The sequence below is a fragment of the Sporotomaculum syntrophicum genome (assembly GCF_009932395.1).
Taxonomy (GTDB): domain Bacteria; phylum Bacillota; class Desulfotomaculia; order Desulfotomaculales; family Desulfallaceae; genus Sporotomaculum; species Sporotomaculum syntrophicum.
In genome coordinates this window covers 244,714-266,964 of the sequence record NZ_LSRS01000005.1, presented here as the reverse complement: position 1 = coordinate 266,964, position 22,251 = coordinate 244,714, and the positions used below count along the sequence as shown (strand labels likewise).

At 43.5% G+C, this 22,251-nt stretch carries 20 protein-coding genes and 1 pseudogene; all 21 read right to left on the bottom strand.

The features are described 5' to 3' along the window. The 21 genes and pseudogenes from SPSYN_RS11485 to SPSYN_RS11385 all read right to left on the bottom strand — a co-directional run bounded on the left by SPSYN_RS11485 (position 1) and on the right by SPSYN_RS11385 (position 22,099). Positions 1-213: a hypothetical protein gene (locus tag SPSYN_RS11485; RefSeq protein ID WP_161822626.1), complete on the bottom strand. Its 213-nt coding sequence runs from the start codon at positions 211-213 to the stop codon at positions 1-3. Between the two features lie 96 nt (positions 214-309). Next, entirely contained in the window at positions 310-879 is a 570-nt protein-coding gene (frr, locus tag SPSYN_RS11480) for a ribosome recycling factor (RefSeq protein ID WP_423828293.1), read from the bottom strand. Continuing rightward, on the bottom strand, positions 845-1,582 hold the full coding sequence (gene pyrH, locus SPSYN_RS11475) for a UMP kinase (protein ID WP_161822625.1): 738 nt from the start codon (positions 1,580-1,582) through the stop codon (positions 845-847). The genes frr and pyrH overlap by 35 nt, the downstream gene beginning before the upstream one ends. Positions 1,583-1,656: 74 nt before the next feature. After that, complete coding sequence (gene tsf, locus SPSYN_RS11470; RefSeq protein ID WP_161822624.1) at positions 1,657-2,310, bottom strand: translation elongation factor Ts; 654 nt, start codon at positions 2,308-2,310, stop codon at positions 1,657-1,659. Between the two features lie 114 nt (positions 2,311-2,424). Further along, entirely contained in the window at positions 2,425-3,123 is a 699-nt protein-coding gene (rpsB, locus tag SPSYN_RS11465; RefSeq protein WP_161822623.1) for a 30S ribosomal protein S2, read from the bottom strand. Between the two features lie 214 nt (positions 3,124-3,337). Then, the gene (codY, locus tag SPSYN_RS11460) at positions 3,338-4,126 is read right to left on the bottom strand and encodes a GTP-sensing pleiotropic transcriptional regulator CodY (RefSeq protein WP_161822622.1); all 789 of its coding nucleotides are present in this window, start codon (positions 4,124-4,126) and stop codon (positions 3,338-3,340) included. 199 nt (positions 4,127-4,325) lie between these two features. Further along, positions 4,326-5,726 (bottom strand): ATP-dependent protease ATPase subunit HslU, encoded by a 1,401-nt coding sequence (gene hslU / locus SPSYN_RS11455; protein WP_161822621.1) that lies wholly within the window; start codon positions 5,724-5,726, stop codon positions 4,326-4,328. 17 nt (positions 5,727-5,743) lie between these two features. Then, positions 5,744-6,274 carry an ATP-dependent protease subunit HslV gene (gene hslV / locus SPSYN_RS11450; RefSeq protein WP_161822620.1) on the bottom strand — a complete coding sequence of 177 codons (531 nt, stop codon included), beginning with the start codon at positions 6,272-6,274 and terminating at the stop codon, positions 5,744-5,746. 29 nt (positions 6,275-6,303) lie between these two features. Continuing rightward, positions 6,304-7,212 carry a tyrosine recombinase XerC gene (gene xerC, locus SPSYN_RS11445; RefSeq protein WP_161822619.1) on the bottom strand — a complete coding sequence of 303 codons (909 nt, stop codon included), beginning with the start codon at positions 7,210-7,212 and terminating at the stop codon, positions 6,304-6,306. A gap of 104 nt (positions 7,213-7,316) precedes the next feature. Continuing rightward, positions 7,317-8,624, bottom strand: a complete 1,308-nt coding sequence (trmFO, locus tag SPSYN_RS11440) for an FADH(2)-oxidizing methylenetetrahydrofolate--tRNA-(uracil(54)-C(5))-methyltransferase TrmFO (RefSeq protein ID WP_161822618.1) — start codon at positions 8,622-8,624, stop codon at positions 7,317-7,319. Positions 8,625-8,663: 39 nt separating this feature from the next. Further along, positions 8,664-10,808, bottom strand: coding sequence for a type I DNA topoisomerase (gene topA, locus SPSYN_RS11435; RefSeq protein ID WP_161822617.1), 2,145 nt, complete (start codon positions 10,806-10,808; stop codon positions 8,664-8,666). A 121-nt stretch (positions 10,809-10,929) separates the two neighbouring features. Next, entirely contained in the window at positions 10,930-12,021 is a 1,092-nt protein-coding gene (gene dprA, locus SPSYN_RS11430; RefSeq protein WP_161822616.1) for a DNA-processing protein DprA, read from the bottom strand. Between the two features lie 145 nt (positions 12,022-12,166). Further along, entirely contained in the window at positions 12,167-13,117 is a 951-nt protein-coding gene (gene ligD, locus SPSYN_RS11425) for a non-homologous end-joining DNA ligase (protein ID WP_341478877.1), read from the bottom strand. Then, on the bottom strand, positions 13,101-14,072 hold the full coding sequence (gene ligD, locus SPSYN_RS11420; RefSeq protein ID WP_243153029.1) for a non-homologous end-joining DNA ligase: 972 nt from the start codon (positions 14,070-14,072) through the stop codon (positions 13,101-13,103). Before ligD (SPSYN_RS11420) ends, ligD (SPSYN_RS11425) begins: the two co-directional genes overlap by 17 nt. Continuing rightward, complete coding sequence (gene ku / locus SPSYN_RS11415; protein ID WP_161822615.1) at positions 14,069-14,887, bottom strand: non-homologous end joining protein Ku; 819 nt, start codon at positions 14,885-14,887, stop codon at positions 14,069-14,071. The genes ligD (SPSYN_RS11420) and ku overlap by 4 nt, the downstream gene beginning before the upstream one ends. A gap of 148 nt (positions 14,888-15,035) precedes the next feature. Next, entirely contained in the window at positions 15,036-15,791 is a 756-nt protein-coding gene (gene ehuA / locus SPSYN_RS11410) for an ectoine/hydroxyectoine ABC transporter ATP-binding protein EhuA (protein WP_161822614.1), read from the bottom strand. Between the two features lie 15 nt (positions 15,792-15,806). Beyond that, the gene (locus SPSYN_RS11405) at positions 15,807-16,481 is read right to left on the bottom strand and encodes an amino acid ABC transporter permease (RefSeq protein ID WP_161822613.1); all 675 of its coding nucleotides are present in this window, start codon (positions 16,479-16,481) and stop codon (positions 15,807-15,809) included. Between the two features lie 65 nt (positions 16,482-16,546). After that, positions 16,547-17,211 (bottom strand): annotated as a pseudogene (locus tag SPSYN_RS11400) (transporter substrate-binding domain-containing protein). 347 nt (positions 17,212-17,558) lie between these two features. Continuing rightward, positions 17,559-19,025, bottom strand: coding sequence for a SpoVR family protein (locus SPSYN_RS11395; RefSeq protein ID WP_161822612.1), 1,467 nt, complete (start codon positions 19,023-19,025; stop codon positions 17,559-17,561). 14 nt (positions 19,026-19,039) lie between these two features. Continuing rightward, positions 19,040-20,191 (bottom strand): sporulation protein YhbH, encoded by a 1,152-nt coding sequence (gene yhbH, locus SPSYN_RS11390; protein WP_161822611.1) that lies wholly within the window; start codon positions 20,189-20,191, stop codon positions 19,040-19,042. A gap of 9 nt (positions 20,192-20,200) precedes the next feature. Continuing rightward, positions 20,201-22,099, bottom strand: coding sequence for a PrkA family serine protein kinase (locus SPSYN_RS11385; protein WP_161822610.1), 1,899 nt, complete (start codon positions 22,097-22,099; stop codon positions 20,201-20,203). Between the last annotated feature and the right edge of the window lie 152 nt (positions 22,100-22,251).

Here is a 22,251-nt window from a genome sequence, read left to right as displayed (position 1 = left end):
CTACACCTCCTTCCCTGAAACCTCTTTAGCCACCGTCAGTATAACATTTCCGACAGATAGCTCTCGGACACGAATTACCCTATACTGTCCTGTTAATTCTCCACGGGGAGGCAAGGTAACTTCTACCTTAACTTGCCAACCCGCCGAACGACATAATTCTATTGCAGCATCCAGTTCTAAAATCAATAAATCATCAATTTGTATATTGCTCACCACGATCGCTACTAAGATAGCTTAATATCTGTACTCATTGCCGTTCAAGAATAACTTAGATATTAATTGAAAGCTAACTATAGCCATCAATACTAATTAAATTGTCATGATTTCTTTTTCTTTAGCAACAAACAGAGCATCGATTTCCTTTATGTATTTATCTGTAAGCTTCTGTACTTCATCCTGCAAGCGCCGCAAATCGTCCTCAGAAATATCCCCATTCTTTTGCTGGTTCTTCAACCCATCATTAGCTTCCCTACGCAAATTGCGAATGGCTACTCGGCCTTCTTCAGCCTTCTTCTTAATTACTTTAACTAGCTCTGTTCTTCTTTCCTTGGTCAATTGCGGTACTGCCAATCTAATTACGTTACCATCACTGGCAGGAGTAATACCCAAATCGGATTTTAATATTGCTTTTTCTATATCAGGTAAAGTGTTTTTGTCCCAGGGCTGGATAACCAGCAATCGTGCCTCGGGAACGTTGATATTAGCCATCTGATTTATCGGTGTCGGAGCTCCGTAATACTGCACCATAATTTTATCTAGCAATGCAGGTGTAGCTCTTCCAGCTCGCAGTGAAGCAAACTCTTTATCTACTACTTCGACTGTTTTCTGCATACTTTTTTCGGCATCAGACAGAAGTGTCAATAAAATCACCTCCAACATACGTTCCAACATTTTCGCCTAAAACTACCTTTTTTATATTGCCTGGTACATTAATATCAAAAACAAACAAGGGAATACGGTTATCCATACAGAGAGAGGTAGCTGTTGAATCCATTACACCAAGCCCTTTATTTAACACATCAATGTAACTAAGCTGAGTAAATTTGATTGCATTTTTATTTTTATAAGGGTCAGAATCATAAACACCATCAACCCGCTTGGCCATTAAAATTACCTCAGCTTCTATTTCAGCAGCCCGCAAAGCAGCTGCAGTATCGGTAGAAAAGTACGGGTTACCGGTACCTGCGGCAAATATTACCACCCTACCTTTTTCTAGGTGTCTGATAGCCCGCAATCGAATATATGGCTCAGCCACATCCCGCATTTCTATTGCAGTTTGCACCCTGGTGACAATGTTATGTTGGACCAAAGCATCCTGTAGGGCAAGGGAGTTGATGACTGTGGCCAGCATACCCATATAATCGGCAGTAGCCCTATCCATTCCCTTAGTACTACCGGCTACACCACGCCATATATTGCCGCCACCAATAACCACCGCTACCTCAACACCTAACTGAACCACTTCTTTTATCTGTACAGCAATGGAAGATACAACCTCCGGATCTATGCCATAACCCATGGTTCCAGCTAAGGCCTCACCACTAAGCTTCAATATAACCCTCTTAAACTTGGGTGCATCCATTAGGGCTATCTAACCTCCCGTCAATTTATTTAATTTATTCTACAAGAAAATGAAAATCCCTTTTTGGGTCAATATTATTTTCTTGCTTGTGCCGCTACCTCCGCAGCAAAATCATCCTGCCTTTTTTCCAAACCTTCACCAAGCTCATAGCGCGCAAACCGGCGCACAGAAATATTTTCTCCTATTTTAGCAATTTTTTCAGTTACAAGCTGTCTTACAGTTTTATCTGTATCTTTAATAAATGGTTGCTCCAGTAGACATATTTCCTTATAAAACTTTTCAATCCGACCTTCCACCATTTTTTCGATAATCTTATCCGGTTTACCTTCATTAGCTGCCTGAGCAGATAAAATTTCCTTTTCTTTTGCCACTATACTCTCGGGCACTTCTTCTTTATCCACGTACTGCGGACGGGCGGCAGCAATCTGCATCGCAATGTCCTTAACTAACTCTTTGAACTCATCAGTTTTAGCAACGAAATCTGTTTCACAGTTTACTTCCACCAGCACGCCAATTCTGCCACCGGCATGAATATAGGACTCGATAAGACCTTCTGCTGTAATCCGGCCTGATTTTTTAGCAGCAGAGGCTAAACCTTTTTCACGTAAAAAATCTATAGACTTTTCCAGATCCCCTCCTGTAGCTACTAATGCCTTTTTACAATCCATCATTCCAGCACCGGATCTTTCACGCAATTCTTTTACCATTGCTGCAGTTATTTCAGCCATGTAGTATTACCCCCTATAGCATGTTTTTTCTCGTAATATATTATTATATCCAAAAGTTTAAGTAAATAGAAAAAAGCAGGGGTAACCTTCCCAGGTTAATCCCCCACCAACAAGTTATTCAGCAGTTTGTTCACCCTGGTTGCCTTCAATCACGGCATCAGCCATTTTTGCAGTTAAAAGCCTGACTGCCCTAATAGCATCATCATTACCGGGTATAATATAATCCACCTCGTCTGGATCACAATTGGTATCCACGATAGCTACAATGGGGATGCCCAATTTGCGCCCCTCGGCAACGGCAATTCGCTCTTTGCGCGGGTCAATAACAAACAAAGCCTGGGGCAAACGATGCATTTCTTTAATACCACCCAAAAATTTAGCCAATCTTTCTTTTTCATGCAGGAGTTCAGCAACTTCTTTTTTGGGCAGTTTATCCATCGTCCCATCTTGTTCCATTTTTTCTAAAACATGCAGTCTATCAATTCTCCGGCGAATAGTCTGGAAATTAGTTAACATACCACCAAGCCAACGCTGGTTGACATAATACATACCACAACGTTCAGCCTCTTCATGAACTGATTCCTGTGCCTGTTTTTTCGTACCAACAAATAATATGCTACCGCCGTCTTGTACGGTAGATTTTACAAAGTTATAGGCTTCCTCTACCTTTTTGACAGTCTTTTGTAAATCAATAATATAAATACCGTTGCGATCTGTAAAAATGTAGGGGGCCATCTTAGGATTCCATCTTCTGGTTTGGTGTCCAAAATGAACACCCGCCTCGAGCAGTTGTTTCATAGATATTACGGCCATTAGTGTAACACCTCCCCCCAGCCGGTTTTTTCCTCCGCTACCATCATCTTTTCCAGGGCCCCACAGGGAACCGCCTGCGCAAAATCCGGCAGCGTGTGTATTTAACACCAGGAAGTATTCTAACATAAAGTTTAACCAATGACAAGGCTACCCATTAATTAGAAGCAAAAAAAATCAGCCATTCTTAATGGCTGGCTTTTTATTTAAGTTAAATTTAACGTTCTTTTAACCGTTCCAGTTCTTCCAGCAAACGATCATTTAACACCTTAATAAAAGTACCCTTCATGCCCAGAGACTTAGATTCAATAACTCCCGCACTCTCAAACTTGCGCAAAGCGTTTACAATTACAGATCTAGTTATACCAACCCGATCCGCTATCTTACTGGCCACTAGCAGCCCCTCATCGCCGTCAAGCTGTTCAAATATATGATGTACAGCATCAAGCTCCGAATAGGACAATGTACCAATGGCTATTTGTACGGCAGCTCGTTTTCTAGCTTCCTCCTCCATGCGGTCTTGGCGTGCACGCAATATTTCCATCCCAATAACAGTAGCACCAAGTTCAGCTAAAATCAAATCTTCATCATCGAAGCTTCGTTCAAATCTAGCGAGCACAAGCGTACCTAACCTGTTACCTGTGCCCACTATGGGAACTATGGTAGTATTCATTTTTTTGTTAAATTGGCAGGTTAGTTCGTGATTTAAGTCACAGGTATCATAGGGATTACAATAATTGGCGTAGGTTTCATTGATATTCATTACCTTTTCATTATAATCGGGTGGAAAACCCGTCGCTGATTCCACAATGTTTCTCGTCACATCGCAATCAAAGCCCTTTAGGTAAGCAAAACCTAACACTTTGCCACGGCGGTCCAATATATATACACTACACTCTATTATTTCACTTAGTATTGCTGCAATCTCCTTGAAATCAACTGGGTGACCGGCAGATTTTTGCAGCACTCTGTTAATTGAGCGGGTCTTGGCTAGTAAATTAGACAAGCTAAATCGCCTCTTTCTTATCCTAATTCAATTATTATGCCTTATTATATAATTGCAAATTTCTTATTAACCAGTTGCAGTCAGTGCTGCAAATTGTATGACCAAAAGCGCATAGCTTTACCTTTAGTTAAATATAATACCTGAAATATTGATATAGATAAAATAATGCATATTTTCTGTAAATTATTACTAGTTAACACTATAAAATATACCTGCTCAAGTCTTGATCCTTGACTACCTCACCAAGCTTTTGGATGACATATAGTTCATCAATATTAAAGGAGCTATCTTCTAATTCAGTAGCATTGAAAGATACATCTTCCAATAATTTTTCCATAATGGTATGTAACCTTCTAGCCCCGATATTTTCAGTTTGCTCATTTACAGTATAAGCGATTTCTGCAATTTTCACAATAGAATTTGGTGAAAATATCACCTCTACACCTTCAGTGCGTAATAATTCGATGTACTGTCTGATTAAAGAATTTTTGGGTTCCACTAGAATATGCAAAAAATCATCCTTGGTTAAGCTGGTCAACTCAACTCTGATCGGAAAGCGACCCTGCAGTTCGGGAATCAAATCTGAAGGTTTAGAAGCATGAAATGCACCAGCCGCAATAAACAATATATGGTCTGTTTTAACCGGACCGTATTTAGTCATTACCGTAGAGCCCTCCACGATGGGCAGTATATCTCTTTGTACGCCACCGCGCGAAACATCAGGGCCGGTACCACCCTCGTGCATAGCAATTTTATCAATTTCGTCTAAAAATATAATCCCGTCATTTTCTGCCAACTTCACCGCAGATGAGGTCACCTCATCCATATCAATCAGCTTTTGGGCCTCCTGTTGAGTTAAAATTTTGCGTGCCTCAGCAACAGTTAACCGGCGCAGGCGTTTTTTCTTCGGGAATATGTTCCCAAGTATATCACTTATATTTACACCCATCTCTTCCACGCCTGACCCGGTAAATACTTCCATCATGGGTGGCCGACTGTCTTCCACCTCAATTTCCACATATTCTCTTTCCAGTTCACCTCTGGCTAACTTATCACGCAATGATTCTCTCTCAAACTTAACCCGGTTGGCCATTTGTTGATAATGGTTGCTTTCCATTTGATCCGGTTGACGTGTGGCCCCAAAGAGCATTTCCAAAGGATTACGCGCTTGTTTATCTTCTTTTGGCATGGGGGCTAGCAGTTCAATAATCCGTTCTTCAGCCATCATACTGGCCTTTTTCTCCACCATTACTATTCTTTCATTGCGCACCATGCGGATGGATGTTTCCACCAGGTCACGTATCATTGACTCTACATCACGACCCACGTAACCCACTTCGGTAAACTTTGTTGCTTCCACCTTAACCATGGGAGCCTTAACTAGTTTGGCCAAGCGACGAGCTATTTCGGTTTTACCGACACCTGTTGGCCCGATCATTAATATATTTTTTGGCATTACCTCATCGCGGAGATCCTCAGGTAGCCTACTCCTGCGGTACCTGTTGCGCAAGGCAATAGCTACTGCTTTTTTCGCCTGGTTCTGACCCACCACATATTTGTCAAGTTCCGCTACGATTTGCCTGGGCGTTAGCGAATTCATCTAAAAACCTCCGTTTTTTATAGTGTTTCAACAATGATCTGATGATTCGTGTAAATGCAGATATCTGCAGCTATAGACAGTGCTTCCCGGGCTATTACGGCTACATCTAATCCAGTATGTTTGACTAACGCCCGGGCTGCCGCAATAGCGTACGGACCACCGGAACCAATAGCAACGACTCCGTCATCAGGCTCAATAACTTCGCCATTCCCGCTGATTACCAGCATACAATCTTTATCCGCCACAATCAGCAAAGCCTCTAATTGCCGTAAATATTTATCAGTTCTCCATTCTTTTGCTAGCTCAACGGCCGCCCTTTTCATATTACCCTGGTAGGCCTCAAGTTTAGCCTCAAATTTTTCAAATAAAGTGATGGCGTCAGCCACAGAACCAGCGAACCCGGCCAATACAGACCCGCTATGCAAACGACGTAATTTGCGAGCATTATGCTTTAGTATTGTATTTTGGCCAAAAGTCACCTGACCATCACCGGCCATAGCTACATCATTGCCGATCTTAACGGCCACTATCGTGGTGGCATGAAACATATGGTTATTCTCCTTACAACATAATTTAGTTATGCTCTAGGGTGACATTGATCATAAATGCGCTTGATACGTTCCTTGCTCAGGTGGGTATATATCTGGGTAGTTGAAAGCCGCGCGTGGCCTAATAACTCCTGTACCGACCTCAAATCAGCACCATTATCTAGTAAGTGGGTAGCGTAGGAATGCCGAAATGTATGCGGACTAGCCTTTGTCTGCAGGTTTAGCTGTTGTACATATCGTTGAACCAACCAGCGTACACCCCGGTCGGTAAGCCGCCTGCCTTGGTTATTTAAAAAAAGTGCCGATTGGCGCCCCTTTTCCCCATCCATTAAAAGCGGGCGCACTCGTTGCATATAATTACGTATCACCTCCACGGCGTAGCTTCCCATTGGCACCAAACGCTCCCGGTTACCCTTTGCGATTATTTTGATACTTCCTCTGCTTAAGTCAATATCGTCAATATCAATACGCACCAGCTCACTTACTCGAATACCAGTACTATATAGCGTTTCCAGCACAGCCTGATCCCTTGCTCCCAATAGCTTTTGTCGTTCTGGACAGGCCAATAACCTACCCATTTCCGTTTGGTCTAGAAAGCTGGGCAATTTCCTGACCCGTTTGGGAATACTGATTCTAGCCAGGGGATTGTCCTCCAATACTCCTTCCCGGCACAGATACTTGAAAAAAGACCGCCAGCTCGACATACGCCTGGCAATGGTAGCACCTGATTTTTGCTGTGCATGCATATCCCCCAGGTAACTTCTAAAAATCTCTTTAGTAACCTGGGCGGGGTGAAGTCTATAGTCTTCTATCCCTATTATCCGGGTAAAAAAAGTCAGCCCGTTATATAAATCGTTCTCATAACCCTTTATTGTATGAGGGGAAGCGTTTTTTTCCGTCAGTAAATATACAAAAAAACCATCAATATAACTGTACATAGTAAAACCTCACCATAGCAATAGCAATGCATAATAATACCGTAATTAACACTAGTCTGCCATGTGTTCTAGTTGTGGTGGCCATATGCCGTACTACTTTTCTACTATTTCATCAATTCCTGGTATTGCTTTAATTTTTCCAGCGCCCGGTTAGCATACATAGCGTTGCGCTTTTTCTTATCCCGCACCCTTTCTTCCAGTGGTGGGATAAGACCGAAGGTTATATTCATGGGCTGAAAATGACGAGCATCAGTTGAGGTTATGTAACGGGCAAGGGCGCCGTGGGCTGTTTCAGATGGCCAGACCACCGGTTGACGTCCTTTTAACAACAAGGCAGCGTTTATACCTGCTACAAGTCCGGAGGCAGCTGATTCAACATAACCCTCTACCCCGGTCAGCTGCCCGGCAAAGAATAAATCCTCTTTCAATTTGCATTGAAAAGTTGGCTTCAATAATACAGGAGAGTTAATATATGTATTGCGGTGCATAACTCCGAAGCGCACAAATTCAGCCTGCTCCAAACCGGGTATCATGCTAAAAACACGCTTTTGCTCGCTCCATTTAAGATTGGTTTGAAAACCAACAATATTTAGCATCGTACCTGCTGCATTATCCCTGCGTAACTGGACTACAGCAAAGGGTCTCTTACCGGTATGCGGGTCAACCAGTCCAACAGGTTTAAGCGGTCCAAAACGCATGGTATCAGTGCCACGCTTAGCCAGCACTTCAATGGGCATACAGCCTTCAAAATTTATTTCCGGATCAAAATCTTTACGGGGCGCCCGCTCGGCGTTAGCTAAAGCCTGCTGGAAATCTGCATACTCGGACTCGTTCATTGGACAGTTTAGATAGTCATCCTCACCCTTGTCATAACGAGAGGACCAGAAAGTTTTAGCCAAATTGATAGATTCCAAGTTAACTATCGGAGCCACAGCATCGTAAAAATATAAATACTCTTGTCCGGTAAAGTTTCGAATTTTCTCGGCCAACCAGTCAGAAGTTAAAGGGCCAGAAGCGATCAACACCACACCGTTCATTATATCAGTATACTCTTCCCTGTACACTGTGATTAACGGATGCTCTTCCAGTTTACCGGTAACAGATCGGGCAAAACATTCACGGTCTACAGCCAGCGCACCCCCGGCAGGCACGCTGCAGTCGTCAGCGCACTGAATTATAATTGAATTTAACCTGCGCATTTCCTCTTTTAGCAAACCCACTGCGTTCTCCAGAGCTCTGGCTCCGAGAGAATTGCTGCAAACCAGCTCGGCAAAATACCCAGTTTTATGCGCCTGAGTATTCTTGACCGGCCGCATTTCATATAGCCGCACTGGTATACCCCTGCAGGCTGCCTGCCAGGCTGCTTCGGACCCGGCAAGACCTGCCCCAATAATGATTAACGGTTCTTGCACAATGCCACCTCTGCACTTCCAAAGCTAATTTACCGCGTTTTAATAAGTACTTACGGAATCATTTGGTTCATTTAAAGTGAGCTTATACTCCCTTTCAGCCTCTGCTGACGCGTCAATTTTACTTCCACACTCTTTGTTAATACATTGGTATAATTTTCCCTTTTTATTTTCCTTTAAAACCATCATGTTATTACATTGCGGGCATTTTTTATTAGTGGGCTGGTCCCAAACTACAAAATCACATTCCGGATAGTTGCTGCAGCCAAAAAATTTTCTTCCTTTTTTGCTGCGTCTCAGAACCAGTTCACCCTGGCAATTCGGACAAGCTACACCAGTAGGCTCTAGCAGTGGCTTGGCATTTCTGCACTCAGGAAATCCTGGACAGGCTAAGAACTTACCATACCTGCCCATTTTAACGACCATATTCCTTCCGCAAAGCTCACATATCTCATCAGTAACCTCATCCTCCACCTGTATCTGTTCAATTTCTTGTTCGGCAACCTCCAGAGATTCCTGAAATGGCAGATAAAAATCCTCCAAGATGTGAACCCAATCCACATCTCCTTCTTCAACATCGTCCAATTTTTGCTCCATTTCGGCGGTAAACTCAACGTCAATGATATTATAAAAATATTTTTTCAAAAGGTCCACAACCACCAAACCCAGCTCGGTGGGATAAAAAATTTTCTTCTCCCTGATTACATATCCTCTTTTTAAGATGGTATCCACGATTGGAGCGTAAGTACTGGGCCGGCCAATTCCCTTTTCCTCTAGAATCTTAATTAAAGTGGCATCGGTAAACCGGGGCGGCGGTTGGGTAAAATGCTGATTAGGCACGATCGTTAATAGTTTTAACTTATCGCCTTCCTTAAGTTCCGGTAAAGTCTTTTCTTCGTTCCTATCATCCTCATCGTCCCGCCCTTCAATATATACCTGCATGAAGCCAGGAAATTTAATGATGGAACCAGTAGCCCTGAATATATACCTGCCTGCTTCCACATCCACGCTGGTAGTATCTATAATCGCGGGACTCATCTGGCTGGCAATAAATCTTTCCCAAATCAACTTATACAGCTTGTATTGCTCACGGGTTAAAAATTGCTTGATACTATCGGGTTCCCGTTGCACAGAGGTAGGTCTAATGGCCTCATGAGCGTCCTGTGCCCGGCCCTTTGGCGCTAAGCGCCTCTTTTCAGAGGGCACATACTCGGTACCAAAGCTCGAAGCTATGAAAGAAGCTGCCTCTTGCTCAGCTATTTCAGAAACCCGGGTGGAATCGGTACGGATATATGTTACTAGTCCCACCGGGCCTTCCTTACCCAAATCCAATCCCTCATAGAGCTGCTGGGCTACCATCATAGTTTTCCTGGCCGTAAAATTTATTTTCCGGTAAGCCTCCTGCTGCATACTGCTGGTAGTAAACGGTGGCGCCGGTTGTCTCTTTTTTTCCCGTCTCGTAACCTTGGCTACCTTAAAGAATTCATTTTGTAAATGCTCTCTGATTTCATTAACCAATGTTTCATTAGGAAGGTGAGCTTTTTCACCGTCAATTTTATGTAATTTTGCTTCAAAACTGCCTGTTTTTCCCTTGACTAGCTTGGCAGTAAGAGACCAGTATTCTTCTGGTTCAAAAGCCCGGATCTCCTCCTCACGATCACAGATTAAACGCATGGCCACCGATTGTACCCGCCCGGCACTCAAGCCTTTTTTCACCTTGCGCCATAGCAGCGGGCTGAGATTATAACCCACCAATCTATCTAAAACGCGTCTTGCCTGCTGGGCATCCACCTTATGCCGGTCAACCGGGCGCGGATGCTTAACGGCTTGCTGAACAGCTTGTTTGGTGATCTCATTAAATGCAATCCGGCACGGATCCTGTTCATTGATATTCAAAACATTAGCCAAGTGCCAGGCAATGGCCTCCCCTTCCCGGTCAGGATCAGAGGCCAGCAACACTTTATCTGCCTTTTTAGTGGCCGCCTTTAGATCTTTAATGATATCCCCCTTGCCCCTTATAGTTATATACTTGGGTTTAAAACCTTCTTTTACATCAACCCCAAATTGACTCTTTGGCAGGTCTCGTACATGTCCCATGGATGCCTTTACGGTATATTTATTGCCAAGAAACTTACCCAAGCTTTTGGCCTTAGCTGGTGATTCCACAATTACTAAAGTTTTAGCCACACAGTTCACCTCAAGTTCTAGGTTTCAATAGCCGGTAACTTAACAAGCGCTGCAAACAAAATTTTTAACCGAATACCGCTTGTTAAATCTATCCTATACTACATCGCGGTCTTTTAGAACATTATTTACCGGATAGAGCATAAAGCCTACCGGGCATCTGCCTGATCAAACCTTTCAATTCCAGAAACATTAAAGCCGACATTACTTCTCCTGCCGTGAGGCCTGATTTTTGCACAATAATCTCCAAGGGAACGCTTTCAAAATTTAATAATTTAAGCAATAGTTTTTCATTATCATCTAATTTTAAACCCTCAGCTGATTTTCTGGGCTCCGGCTTAATTACGTCAAGGCCCAATTCCTCAATAATGTCCCCGGCACCAAGCACCGGTGCTGCTCCCTGTTTTATTAGCTCATTAGGACCGCGGCTCAACTTGGATGTAATATTCCCCGGCACTGCCATCACATCGCGTCCCTGCTCCAGCGCCAGATGAGCAGTGATTAAAGCACCACTTCGCTCAGCAGACTCGACAACCACGATTAACTTGCACAACCCGCTGATTATTCGGTTACGAACCGGAAAATGCCAGGCCTCCGGTCCAATGCCCGGTGGAAATTCACTGATTACCAGACCGTTTTGAACAATACTGTCCATGAGCCTGGCGTTTTCCTTAGGATAAGCCACATCTACTCCGCAGCCCAACACGGCAATAGTTCTACCACCAGCATCCAGTGTACCGCGATGGGCAGCGGCATCGATGCCCCTAGCCAGGCCACTTACCACAACCACACCGGCATCAGACAACTCCCGGGCCAGGTTTTCTGTCACGCTCAAGCCATAAGGAGTAGCCTTTCTAGACCCCACAAGGGCTACGGAAAGATCATTCAAGCAATCGACCCTACCGCGCCAAAACAATACCGGTGGTGGGTCATAGATATTTTTTAACTGCCCGGGATAAGCGACATCTGTATAAAAAAGCACCGAAGCTTCCTGCTTATCTAAATAACTAGCCACCTTGGACAAATCACTGTTTCTCCGACGCACCAGCATATTTACATGACTTGACGGACGTGAGCCAGCAAGACCAATAAACTCTTGGTCAGGTGCCCGCCAGGCATTTTCAGGTGTACCGAAATACTCCATAATTGTCCAAAACTTACGGGCTTGCCCGGCTAGTATTATATGCCAGGCAAGCCAGTAGATTTTATCATCCAATTTAAAATCACCACCTGGGGTCTTTTTGATACCAATACTGCAACATGTTCAAGATGCATACGATTTTTCCTGCTTGTGCCAGAAGAAGTTCTATTGTCCATTTTACTTTAATAATAACTTGAATGAACATTGCTAGCATTAATTACTATGGCTTATCTTTCTCAACAAGCAAATCAATATTACTTTGGGTAAGTAACAGACCCGCAAACAGATCACCACACTTGCTCACCCGGTCGAGTATGTTGACCAGATTAAATTGCTCTGGTTTAAGACACTTTGTTTCCAACTCCGCCCAGGTTAGAGGCGTAGATACGGGAGCACCGGGCAAAGGTCTTAGACTGTATATAAAGGCCATAGTTTTTCCCCGCCCGTTTTGCAGGTAATCTAAATAAACCTTGCCCCGGCGCTTAGGGATACTCCTTTCTAGACTCACTCCACCGGGGTACGCCCTGACTATAATTTCAGCAAGTTTTTTCATCGCTCCGGTTACTTCAACAAAGGTATATTGCCCATCCAAGGGGATAAAAATATGCAGGCCACGTGAGCCCGAGGTTTTTGGGAAACCAGTAAGACCAAATTGCTTTAGCAAATCTCTTACCAGCAAGGCTACCTGCAGAACCTCGCTAAAGTCAACCCCCTCGGCAGGGTCTAAATCAAATACCGCTAGATCCGGGTAGTCAATGTCATCGATCCGGCTTAGCCAACCATGAATTTCCACACAACCTTGGTTAGCTAACCAAACCAGAGTTGCCGTTTCGTTACAAACGATATAATTAATGGTTTTGCCGGTATGCAAAACCGGATAGGTTTTTACCCATTCCGGAGCATAGTCAGGGCATTCTTTTTGATAAAAATAATCACCGGTTATACCATCCGGATATCTTTTCATCACCAGCGGTCGGTTATGTATATAAGGTAAAATATAAGGTGCCATATCTAGATAGTATTTGATTAAATGGGCCTTGGTCAAGCCCAGATCTGGCCAAATAGGTTTATCCAGGTTAGTAATGGTTAATTCCCGACCCTGTATAGTCACCAATTCCCGTTTCGCCTCAGGCATAGTCATCACCTTTTTCAGTTCAATTCTGCTCTTCAACCCGACCGGATTCCTCAGGCAGCTTGTCGCCGCGCAAGCCTTTATACACCGGGTGTCGCAAAATACCCTGCCTGGTGAGGGTTAGGTATTCTACCCGGCAAACCAAGCGTGGCTTTACCCAATGCACATCGTGCATTCGCGACTGTTGATCAATGAATGGTGGGTTTGCTGTACCAAGACCCTCCAGCTGCTTAAGCAAGTAAAGTTCATCATCCCGACTCAGACCGCTGCCCACCATACCCTGATAAACAAAGCCTCTGCCGTTCCAGGCAGCCAGCACCAACGCTCCCAGCAATCGGCTTCCTCGCCCTTCGCGGTAGCCACAAATGACTAGGTCGGCCTCCCGTGTATGACGCAACTTTTTCCAATATGACGAGCGGGTACCGGGTAAATACTTACTGTCCATCCTTTTAGCTACTACCCCTTCAAGACCTTTATTCACACAGGCCCGGTAATAGGCAACACCTTCCCCCTGCACCGGCTCGGAGACGATCAAATTATCCCCTGTAAGGGCAGCAGCACGCAGATATTTCCGGCGTTCATACAAAGCCAACTGCATCAAGGATTTGCCACGAAGATATAAAATATCAAATGCTACATAAATTGCCGGCAGCGCCTGCGCCGCCCGTCTAACCCGGTTACCTTCTACAAGCTTGTCCCGTGACTGCAAAGCATCAAAAGAAGGTTTACCGTCCTGCAAGACAATAATTTCTCCATCAAGGAGTAGAGGTTGCTCACTGACCCGCAGATGCATACCACCCAGATCGGGAAAGGCAGCGGTAATATTTTTTAAGTTTCTGGAAACCAGACTGGTTTGGCCATCAAGATAGGCCAGGCATCGGTACCCATCCCATTTGATCTCAAAAAAGTAATCGGGATGATCAAAAGGTTGTGCCGGTACAGCCAGCATAGGTTTCACCAGCGGCAGGGTGCCTGTAGTATCTACCAAATTCAAGAGCCTTTACCCGCTATCTGGCGATTTTTTCGATTACCTCGTTCTTCTTTAGCTATTTCAATACTGGCCTGCAGTGCCGCCATCAGGTCAACTACATTTTCAGCTACGGGGGCAGCGGGTTTCTCCACTACCGCATCACCTGCAATTTTAGCCTGGAGCATGGCATGCAACTTTTCTCGATAAGTACTGGTGTATTTACTAGGTTCAAAATCTGTGGAAAGATTGTCAATTAAGTTTACCGCCATCTTTATTTCGTTTTCATGCAGGTTAGCATGACCGCCAATTTCATCAACTTGTTCAACCGCACGCACTTCATCAGCATAAAACATAGTTTCCATAATTAACGCCCGATCGGTGGGCCTGATTACAGCCAAAGACTCTCGATTCCTGATTGTGATGAGGGCCACGGCAGCCCGAGAAGTCTCCAGCATAGCTTGTCTCAAAAGCTCGTAAACCTTTTTACCGCCCTCTCCCGGGCCTAGATAATAGGATCGGTCGTAATAAACGGGATCTATTTTTTGTAGCTCCACAAAATCCATAATAGCTACACTACGATTCTTTTCCCCGGACAATCCGGCTAATTCGTCGTCTGTTACGGTTATATAATGACCCTTTTCATACTCATAGCCCCGTACAATATCTTCGGCTTTTACTTCTCCAGCACATTTAGGGCAGTAGCGCACATAACGCAGTGGTGTATGACATCGTGCATGCAGGAAATTAAACTTCACATCTTTCTTTTCAGTGGCTGCATACATTTTCACCGGCACATAAATTAACCCAAAGGTAATCGCACCTTTCCAGAGAGCCCGCATAAATTCACCATCCTTAATATAAACTGGCATGTACACAGCAAACATCAATTTTATTATTCTTAGACTGCAAAAAAATAACCCCGTCCATGCAGGGTAAATTGTTCCTGTGTATAGTTATTGATTATATCATTGAGTTACATCATTAAGTCTATAATATTTTACTTAAAAACTCCTTGGTGCGGGGATGTGCCGGGTTAGTGAAAATTTCTTGCGGTCTGGCCTCTTCCAAAATACACCCGTCATTCATAAAAATTACCCGGTCGGCTACTTCACGGGCAAAACCCATTTCGTGGGTGACCACAACCATAGTCATCCCTTCTCGGGCTAAATCCTTAATTACTTCCAACACTTCACCCACCAGTTCGGGGTCAAGAGCACTAGTAGGTTCATCAAACAGCATGACCTGGGGCTGCATAGCTAAAGCCCGGGCAATGGCCACTCGCTGCTGCTGACCACCGGATAGCTGCACTGGGTAAGCATCGGCCTTATCGGCCAACCCCACCTTGGCCAGCAAAGCCAGGGACCGGGCTTTTGCCTCGGCCACCGGAATTTTAGTTACGGTGAGCGGTCCTTCCATTACATTTTGCAGCGCTGTTTGGTGGGGAAACAAATTAAACCGCTGAAAAACCATCCCTATGCGGCTGCGTAAACGGTAGATGTTCTTTCTGCTGTCGTCCACAAGCCGACCATCGGACAGCTTTTTTTTACCAATAGGCTGGCCCTCCATAGTAATATACCCGTCGTCAATTGTTTCCAGGTAATTTAGACAGCGTAAAAAGGTACTTTTACCGGACCCGCTGGGTCCAATAATAACCACCACTTCCCCCCTGGCCACAGTAAGGCTGACATCCTTTAACACGTGCAGTTTGCCATAATATTTATTAATATGTTCCGCTACAATCAAGAATTTCACCTTCCGTTAACTAGCGTCGGATATGGAGAGACGTTTTTCTATAAGATTGATTATGTAGATAAAAAATGTAGTCATTATTAAATAAATAATACCTACAGTTAAATATATTTCCATTGAACGAATGTAGGTAGAATTGAGCAGTATACCACTACGCATCAGTTCCACCATGGTGATTACCGAAACCAGCGATGTATCCTTCATTAAAGCGATAAACTCGTTGCCCATAGGCGGCAGCAAACGCCGGTAGGCCTGGGGCAAAATTACCCGCCGCATAGCCTGGGTATAGGACATACCAAGTGACAGAGCTGCTTCCATCTGCCCTTTATCTATGGATTGAATACCTGCCCTGAAAATTTCCGCTATGTAAGCTCCTCCACAAATACTCAAGCCGAGCACCGCCGCAGCCTTTGGGCTTAGTTGAATATCAAAGTATTGTGCCAAACCATAGTAAAGAATGAACAACTGTACCAATAGCGGTATACCACGGATAACCCAAGTGTAAATACCGCCGAAAACTGTTAGTAATTTAAAACGAGAAATTTTCATTAAGGCAACAAATAATCCAATGATGGTACCGAAAAATATAGCAAGCACTGTTAATTCAATCGTCATTAATGCGCCTTTAAGTAAAATAGGCATTATGGCCAGTAAAAATTCTACATCGATTGGGCCAATCCGCAATATTATACACCCCGTTAATCATCTTAAAGCTTGATAGGGCGCGAAAAAATCGCGCCCTGTTATTTTTATTCCGGTATAGCAATCATATCTTTGCCATCAAACCATTTTTTCGAAATTTCGCTTAGAGTACCATCTTCCATCATTTCTATTAAAGTCTGATCCAGTACTTCCTTCAGGTCCTTATCAGCTTTCCGCAGACCAATAGCATACATATCTTCCACAAGAGGCTCCTCGACGATTTTATAAGTATCCGGCTTTTTGCTTAGATAATCTTCGGCTGTGGTCACGTCAACTACAATCACATCAATCCTTCCTATGACAAGGTCCTGAAATGCTTCAGGGTACTGGTTGTACTGCTTGAGACTGTCCTCCTCAATGATACCTTCTTCTACCAAATCTTTACAGGCTTCATATCCAGAACTGCCGGCCTGCGTACCCACTGTTTTACCTTTTAAATCCTCCTTGGTATTAATATCAGTATTGTCCCTAAGCACCGCCATGCCAATGCTAGCGTTAACATAAGGCACGGAGAAATCGATAACCGCTTTACGCTCATCGGTAATGCTCATCCGTTGATTACAACATCAAATTTTTTTGCATTTAAAGCGCCAGTGACACCGCTCCAGTCGGTTGGAATCCACTCTAAAGTGATGCCCAGCCTTTTTCCCAATTCTTTACCCATATCAATATCAAAGCCTACCAGTTCTCCCTGCTCATCCCGGAAGCCCATAGGACGGAAGGTATCATCCAAACCGACTGTCATAACGCCCTTTTCCTGAATAAGTTCCCAACTTGTCTTCTCAATATCCTCACCTACAGCTTGACCGTCGGGCTTGTCCGCCGACTGACCGCCGCAACCAACCAGCATTAGTGCCAATCCCAATAATAACACCAACACATATAGTTAGTTTGTTCTCCGCAATTCTCGTCATCTCCTTCGACAAAAAAATAATTATTTTTGCTAATAGTTTAACCAACTAAAGAATTAAAGTCAATACACTGACACGGCGATAAATAATTAAACACCTTTGTTAACCAAAAAATATACCCCATTTAAGGGGTATATTAACACCAAGCTTAGATTGTTTTCTTATATACTTTATCCCCATTATAAGTAAACAAGATTTTCTTACCATCCACAACTGTTTCCAGATGAACCTTTCGCCCCCAAATTTTATGGACATGGGGCAGCGTTCTCTCCAAATAATAAATGTCCAGGTCCTCTCCCTCATGTACGTGCCTCAAGTACAACTCTCCCTGCTTTACAAAATCGCCGTCCTCAACCACGATGTACGGCAGCCCGCAATTATATAAGTTTGCCACCAATCCGTCGCGTACTTTTTCCCAATCCTTATCGGTAACTTTCCAATCATAACCTATTTTTTTAAAAAGATATAGATCATTTTCTTCAATCAGTTCCCTGGTTAAGTAGTTACGAATAAAAGACACGTCATTTTCGGTTTCACGCACTTCAAAAATTTTCTGTTTACCCTGACCCCCTGGACGTTCATATATTTTTCTTTCCTCAGTTGTGGGATGATCCCACCTTTTTTCAATATTTTCAAATATCTTCAGTCCCAAATAATATGGGTTGAGCTGATACTTAGAGGTCTGAACAACCCCGGCATGAGTTTTAGCAAACTCCAACGCTTCATCCTCGGTTAAATCCATTTCCCGCATAATGCGCATGTGCCAGTAAGTAGCCCATCCCTCGTTCATAATTTTTGTCTGCATCTGGGGCCAAAAATATAACATTTCCTCCCTAAGAATGGATAGTATATCCCTTTGCCAGTCATCCAAATCCCGCGCGTAATTCATCATAAATAGCAGCAGGTCCTTCTCCGGCTGCCCGGGAATTTTCTTCCCCTCGTCTTCTGCTTCCGCACATGTACTATCACATTCAGACCGCTCTAAATCCCAAAGATCATCATAGGGAGTTTCTTCCTTACCTTGGCGACATTTACCTCCGGAACAGTTTCGCCCCAAATGTGTCTGTTCCTTGGTTCTATCTTTTTTATCCTGCACCCCACCTGGATTGATGTGTCTTTCAGGGTCAATATTTTCCTGTAAAGCAATTACCGCATCTAAAAAGCTTTCCACCTTATCTCGCCCGTATTTAAATTCGTATCCCCTAATGCGGTCTGCCGCCAGCGACATGCTCTCTACCATTTTCCTGGAAGTTCGGCTAAAGTAGTAATTGTTCTTAAAAAAGTCACTGTGCGCCAACACGTGGGCAATGACCATTTTATTTTGCACCAGCGAATTACCTTCCAGTAAAAAGGCGTAGCAAGGATCTGTATTAATGACCATTTCATAGATACGGCTGAGATTATAGTCATACTGCGTTTTCATCTTGTGGTAAGCCTTACCAAAGGTCCAATGCGAAAAACGGGTAGGCATACCATACGAACCAAAGGAATAAATTATTTCCGCCGGACAAATTTCAAAATACATGTTATAAAAATCCAGATTAAACTTTTTGGCTACTGCAGTAATATCCTCAATAGATTTTTCCAGTATCTTCATTTCTTCCTGCGGATGCATAGTCTTACCTCCACTTACTTTGCTGCGTTTTCCGGATGAGGATTAAAAAACGTCTTCAGGGCGGGATATACATCGCTTTTACTTTTTATACCCACGCTAGTAAACTTGGGATTAACTATTTTTCTATAGACTACCCGTAAGGTACTGGTAAAGTAGTAGGGTCCTTCAATTTCTCCATAACCAACCAAATTACATACTTGCAAAAGTTCATTTATTAACTTCAAGCATTTTTCATTATCTGAGGTTAAGTTATCTCCATCGGAAAAGTGAAAAGCATAAATATTATAATCCTCCGGGTTATACCGTTTTGCAATTGTCTCCAAAGCTAATTGGTATACAGATGAACAGCGTGTACCCCCGCTAGCCCCCTTGGTGAAAAATTCCTCCTCAGTAGTTTCCTTAGCCTCTACATGGTGGGCTAAAAAAACAATCTGCACATTTTGATATTTAGTACGCAAAAACCGGGTCATCCAAAAGAAAAAACTGCGCGCAATGTACTTTTCATAGGGTCCCATCGACCCAGACGTGTCCATCATGGCCAATATTACGGCATTGCTTTCGTATTTATAGGTAATGTCCCAGGTTTTGTAGCGCAAATCCTCCCTGGTAATTTTGCCGAAGCGGGGCTGCCCCTGTCTAGCATTGCGCTTTATCGCCTCTAAAATAGTCCTTTTACGGTCTATATTGGTGGAAATACCTTTTTTCCTAATATCCTTGAATTCAAAGGCCTCTGATGCCAACTCAGGTTTTTTCTTAGGTTGCAAATTAGGTAAACCCAGGTCCTCAAAAATTAACTGGGCTAATTCATCAATGGTAATCTCAGCTTCGTAGTAATCCATCCCCGGTTCTTCTCCAGCACCCTTGCCAGGTGCGGTAGACTTCTTCTGCTCTCTCCCCAGCACATCCCCTTCTTTTGTATCGCCCTGACCCTGACCAATATGTTTGCGTTTACCGGTATCAAAGCGAAAGTGATATTCCTCCAGGGAACGTATTGGAACTTTTACTATCTTCCGGCCATCAGATAAGATAATGCTTTCCTCACTGACTACATCCGCCAGATTTTTCTTTATCGCTTCTCTTACTTTTTCCCGGTGGCGCTCCCGGTCAATTTCACCTTTTCGGTGCAGTGACCAATCTTCCCGGGATACCGTATATTCGCCGGACATTAGCAACACCTACCTGTTCAACAAACTGCCGACATATTTCAGTAATTCATTGGCACATATACTACAGTACCCGTATTCATCGATTAATTTAGCACTAACTTCATTCATCCGCTTAAGTTGCTCCGCATCAGGTGTTTTAGTGGATGTGGTAATTTTTACTACATCCTTTAAATCAGCAAACAGTTTTTTCTCTACCGCTTCCCGTAATCTTTCATGGGATTTATAATCAAAGCGTTTTTCCTTCCGGGCATAACTAGATAGCCGGATCAGTATCTCTTCACGGAAGCTCTTTTTCGCACTTTCCGATACACCAACCTGTTCTTCAATAGAGCGCATCAATTTCTCGTCAGGATCAATTTCCTCGTCTGTAATCGGATCCTTTAATTTGATACCATTACAGTATGCCTCAACGTTATCCAAGTAATTATCAAACAGTACCCGTGCTGATTCTTCATAGGAGTACACAAAAGCTTTCTGTACCTCTTTTTTAGCCAGCTCATCATATTCCTTACGAGCCACCGAGATAAAGTTTAATAACCGTTCCTTTTCTTCTTTAGAAATGGAAGGATGCTGGTCCAGCCCATCCTTTAAGGCCCGCAGTACATCCAACGGGTTGATACAGCGGGTGGAAGTGCGGATCAGCGCCGAGCTAAGGCGGTTGATTACATAACGCGGGTCTACCCCACTCATGCCTTCATCAGCGTGTTCATTCTGCAATTCAGTTAAATCCTTTTGTTTAAAGCCTTCAACATCATCTCCATCATAAAGCTTCATTTTTTTGACCAGATCCATACCCTGTTTCTTACTTTCTTTTAGTCTGCTGAGCACGGTGAAAATGCTAGCTACCTTTAAAGCATGGGGTGCTATGTGGATATCTTTAAGGTCACTTTGCTTAATTAACTTATCATATATCTTGACCTCTTCACTTACTTTTAGATTATATGGGATTTTCATGACAATAATCCGGGACTGCAGTGCCTCGTTTTTTTTGTTGCTGATGAAGGCCTTATACTCATTTTCGTTTGTATGGGCAATGATCATCTCATCAGCATAGATCAGAGCAAAACGAGCCGCTTTAAAATTCCCCTCCTGTGACAGGCTAAGTAAATTCCAGAGGAATTTTTCGTCACATTTGAGCATTTCCTGAAATTCCATAATGCCCCGGTTAGCGATGTTCAACTCACCATCAAACCGGTAAGCTCTGGGGTCCGATTCAGAGCCGTATTCACCAATGGTACTAAAATCAATACTACCCGTTAGGTCTGCAATATCCTGAGATTTTGGATCGGAAGGAGCAAATGTTCCTATACCCACCCGGTTGTCTTCAGAAAAAATTATTCTCTCCACCAGCACATCTTCAATATTGCCGTTGTATTCCGTTTCCAACATCATTCGGCAGGAGGGACATAACTCCCCTTCAATGTATATACCAAACTCTTTTTCAAAATCAGCACGCAGCTCTTTAGGGATCAGGTGCAGCGGTTCTTCGTGCATCGGACAGTTTTTAATTGCGTAAACCGCACCACGTTCTTGCTTACTGTACTGCTCCAATCCCCTTTTCAACATGGATACCAGAGTGGACTTACCACCGCTCACAGGACCCATGAGTAGTAAAATACGCTTGCGCACATCCAAACGACGGGCGGCAGGATGAAAATACTCTTCTACTAGTTTTTCCAGCGTTTTATCCAGCCCGAAGATTTCTTGATTGAAAAACTTATAAACTTTGCCGCCATATCCCAGATCTTCAACCCCTGCATCATAGAGCATGTTGTAAATCCTGGCGTGAGCCAATTGTGCGACTATGGGTTTTTCCTTGACAATATCTAGATAATCGCAAAATGTACCTTCCCATCTATGTCGTTTACCCAGAGAGCGGAATTCATCCAATCTCTTAAAAAAATCCACTATTTCACACTCCCCCATCTGTGTTATTTTCCTATCATATGGTTATGCACCCAACATCTCCACACGAACAAGTACTATATTTATATGCAGAAGTGTCTAAATGAGTATCCTTCTAAAATGTAGTATTAGACAATTATTGACTGAAATTGAAT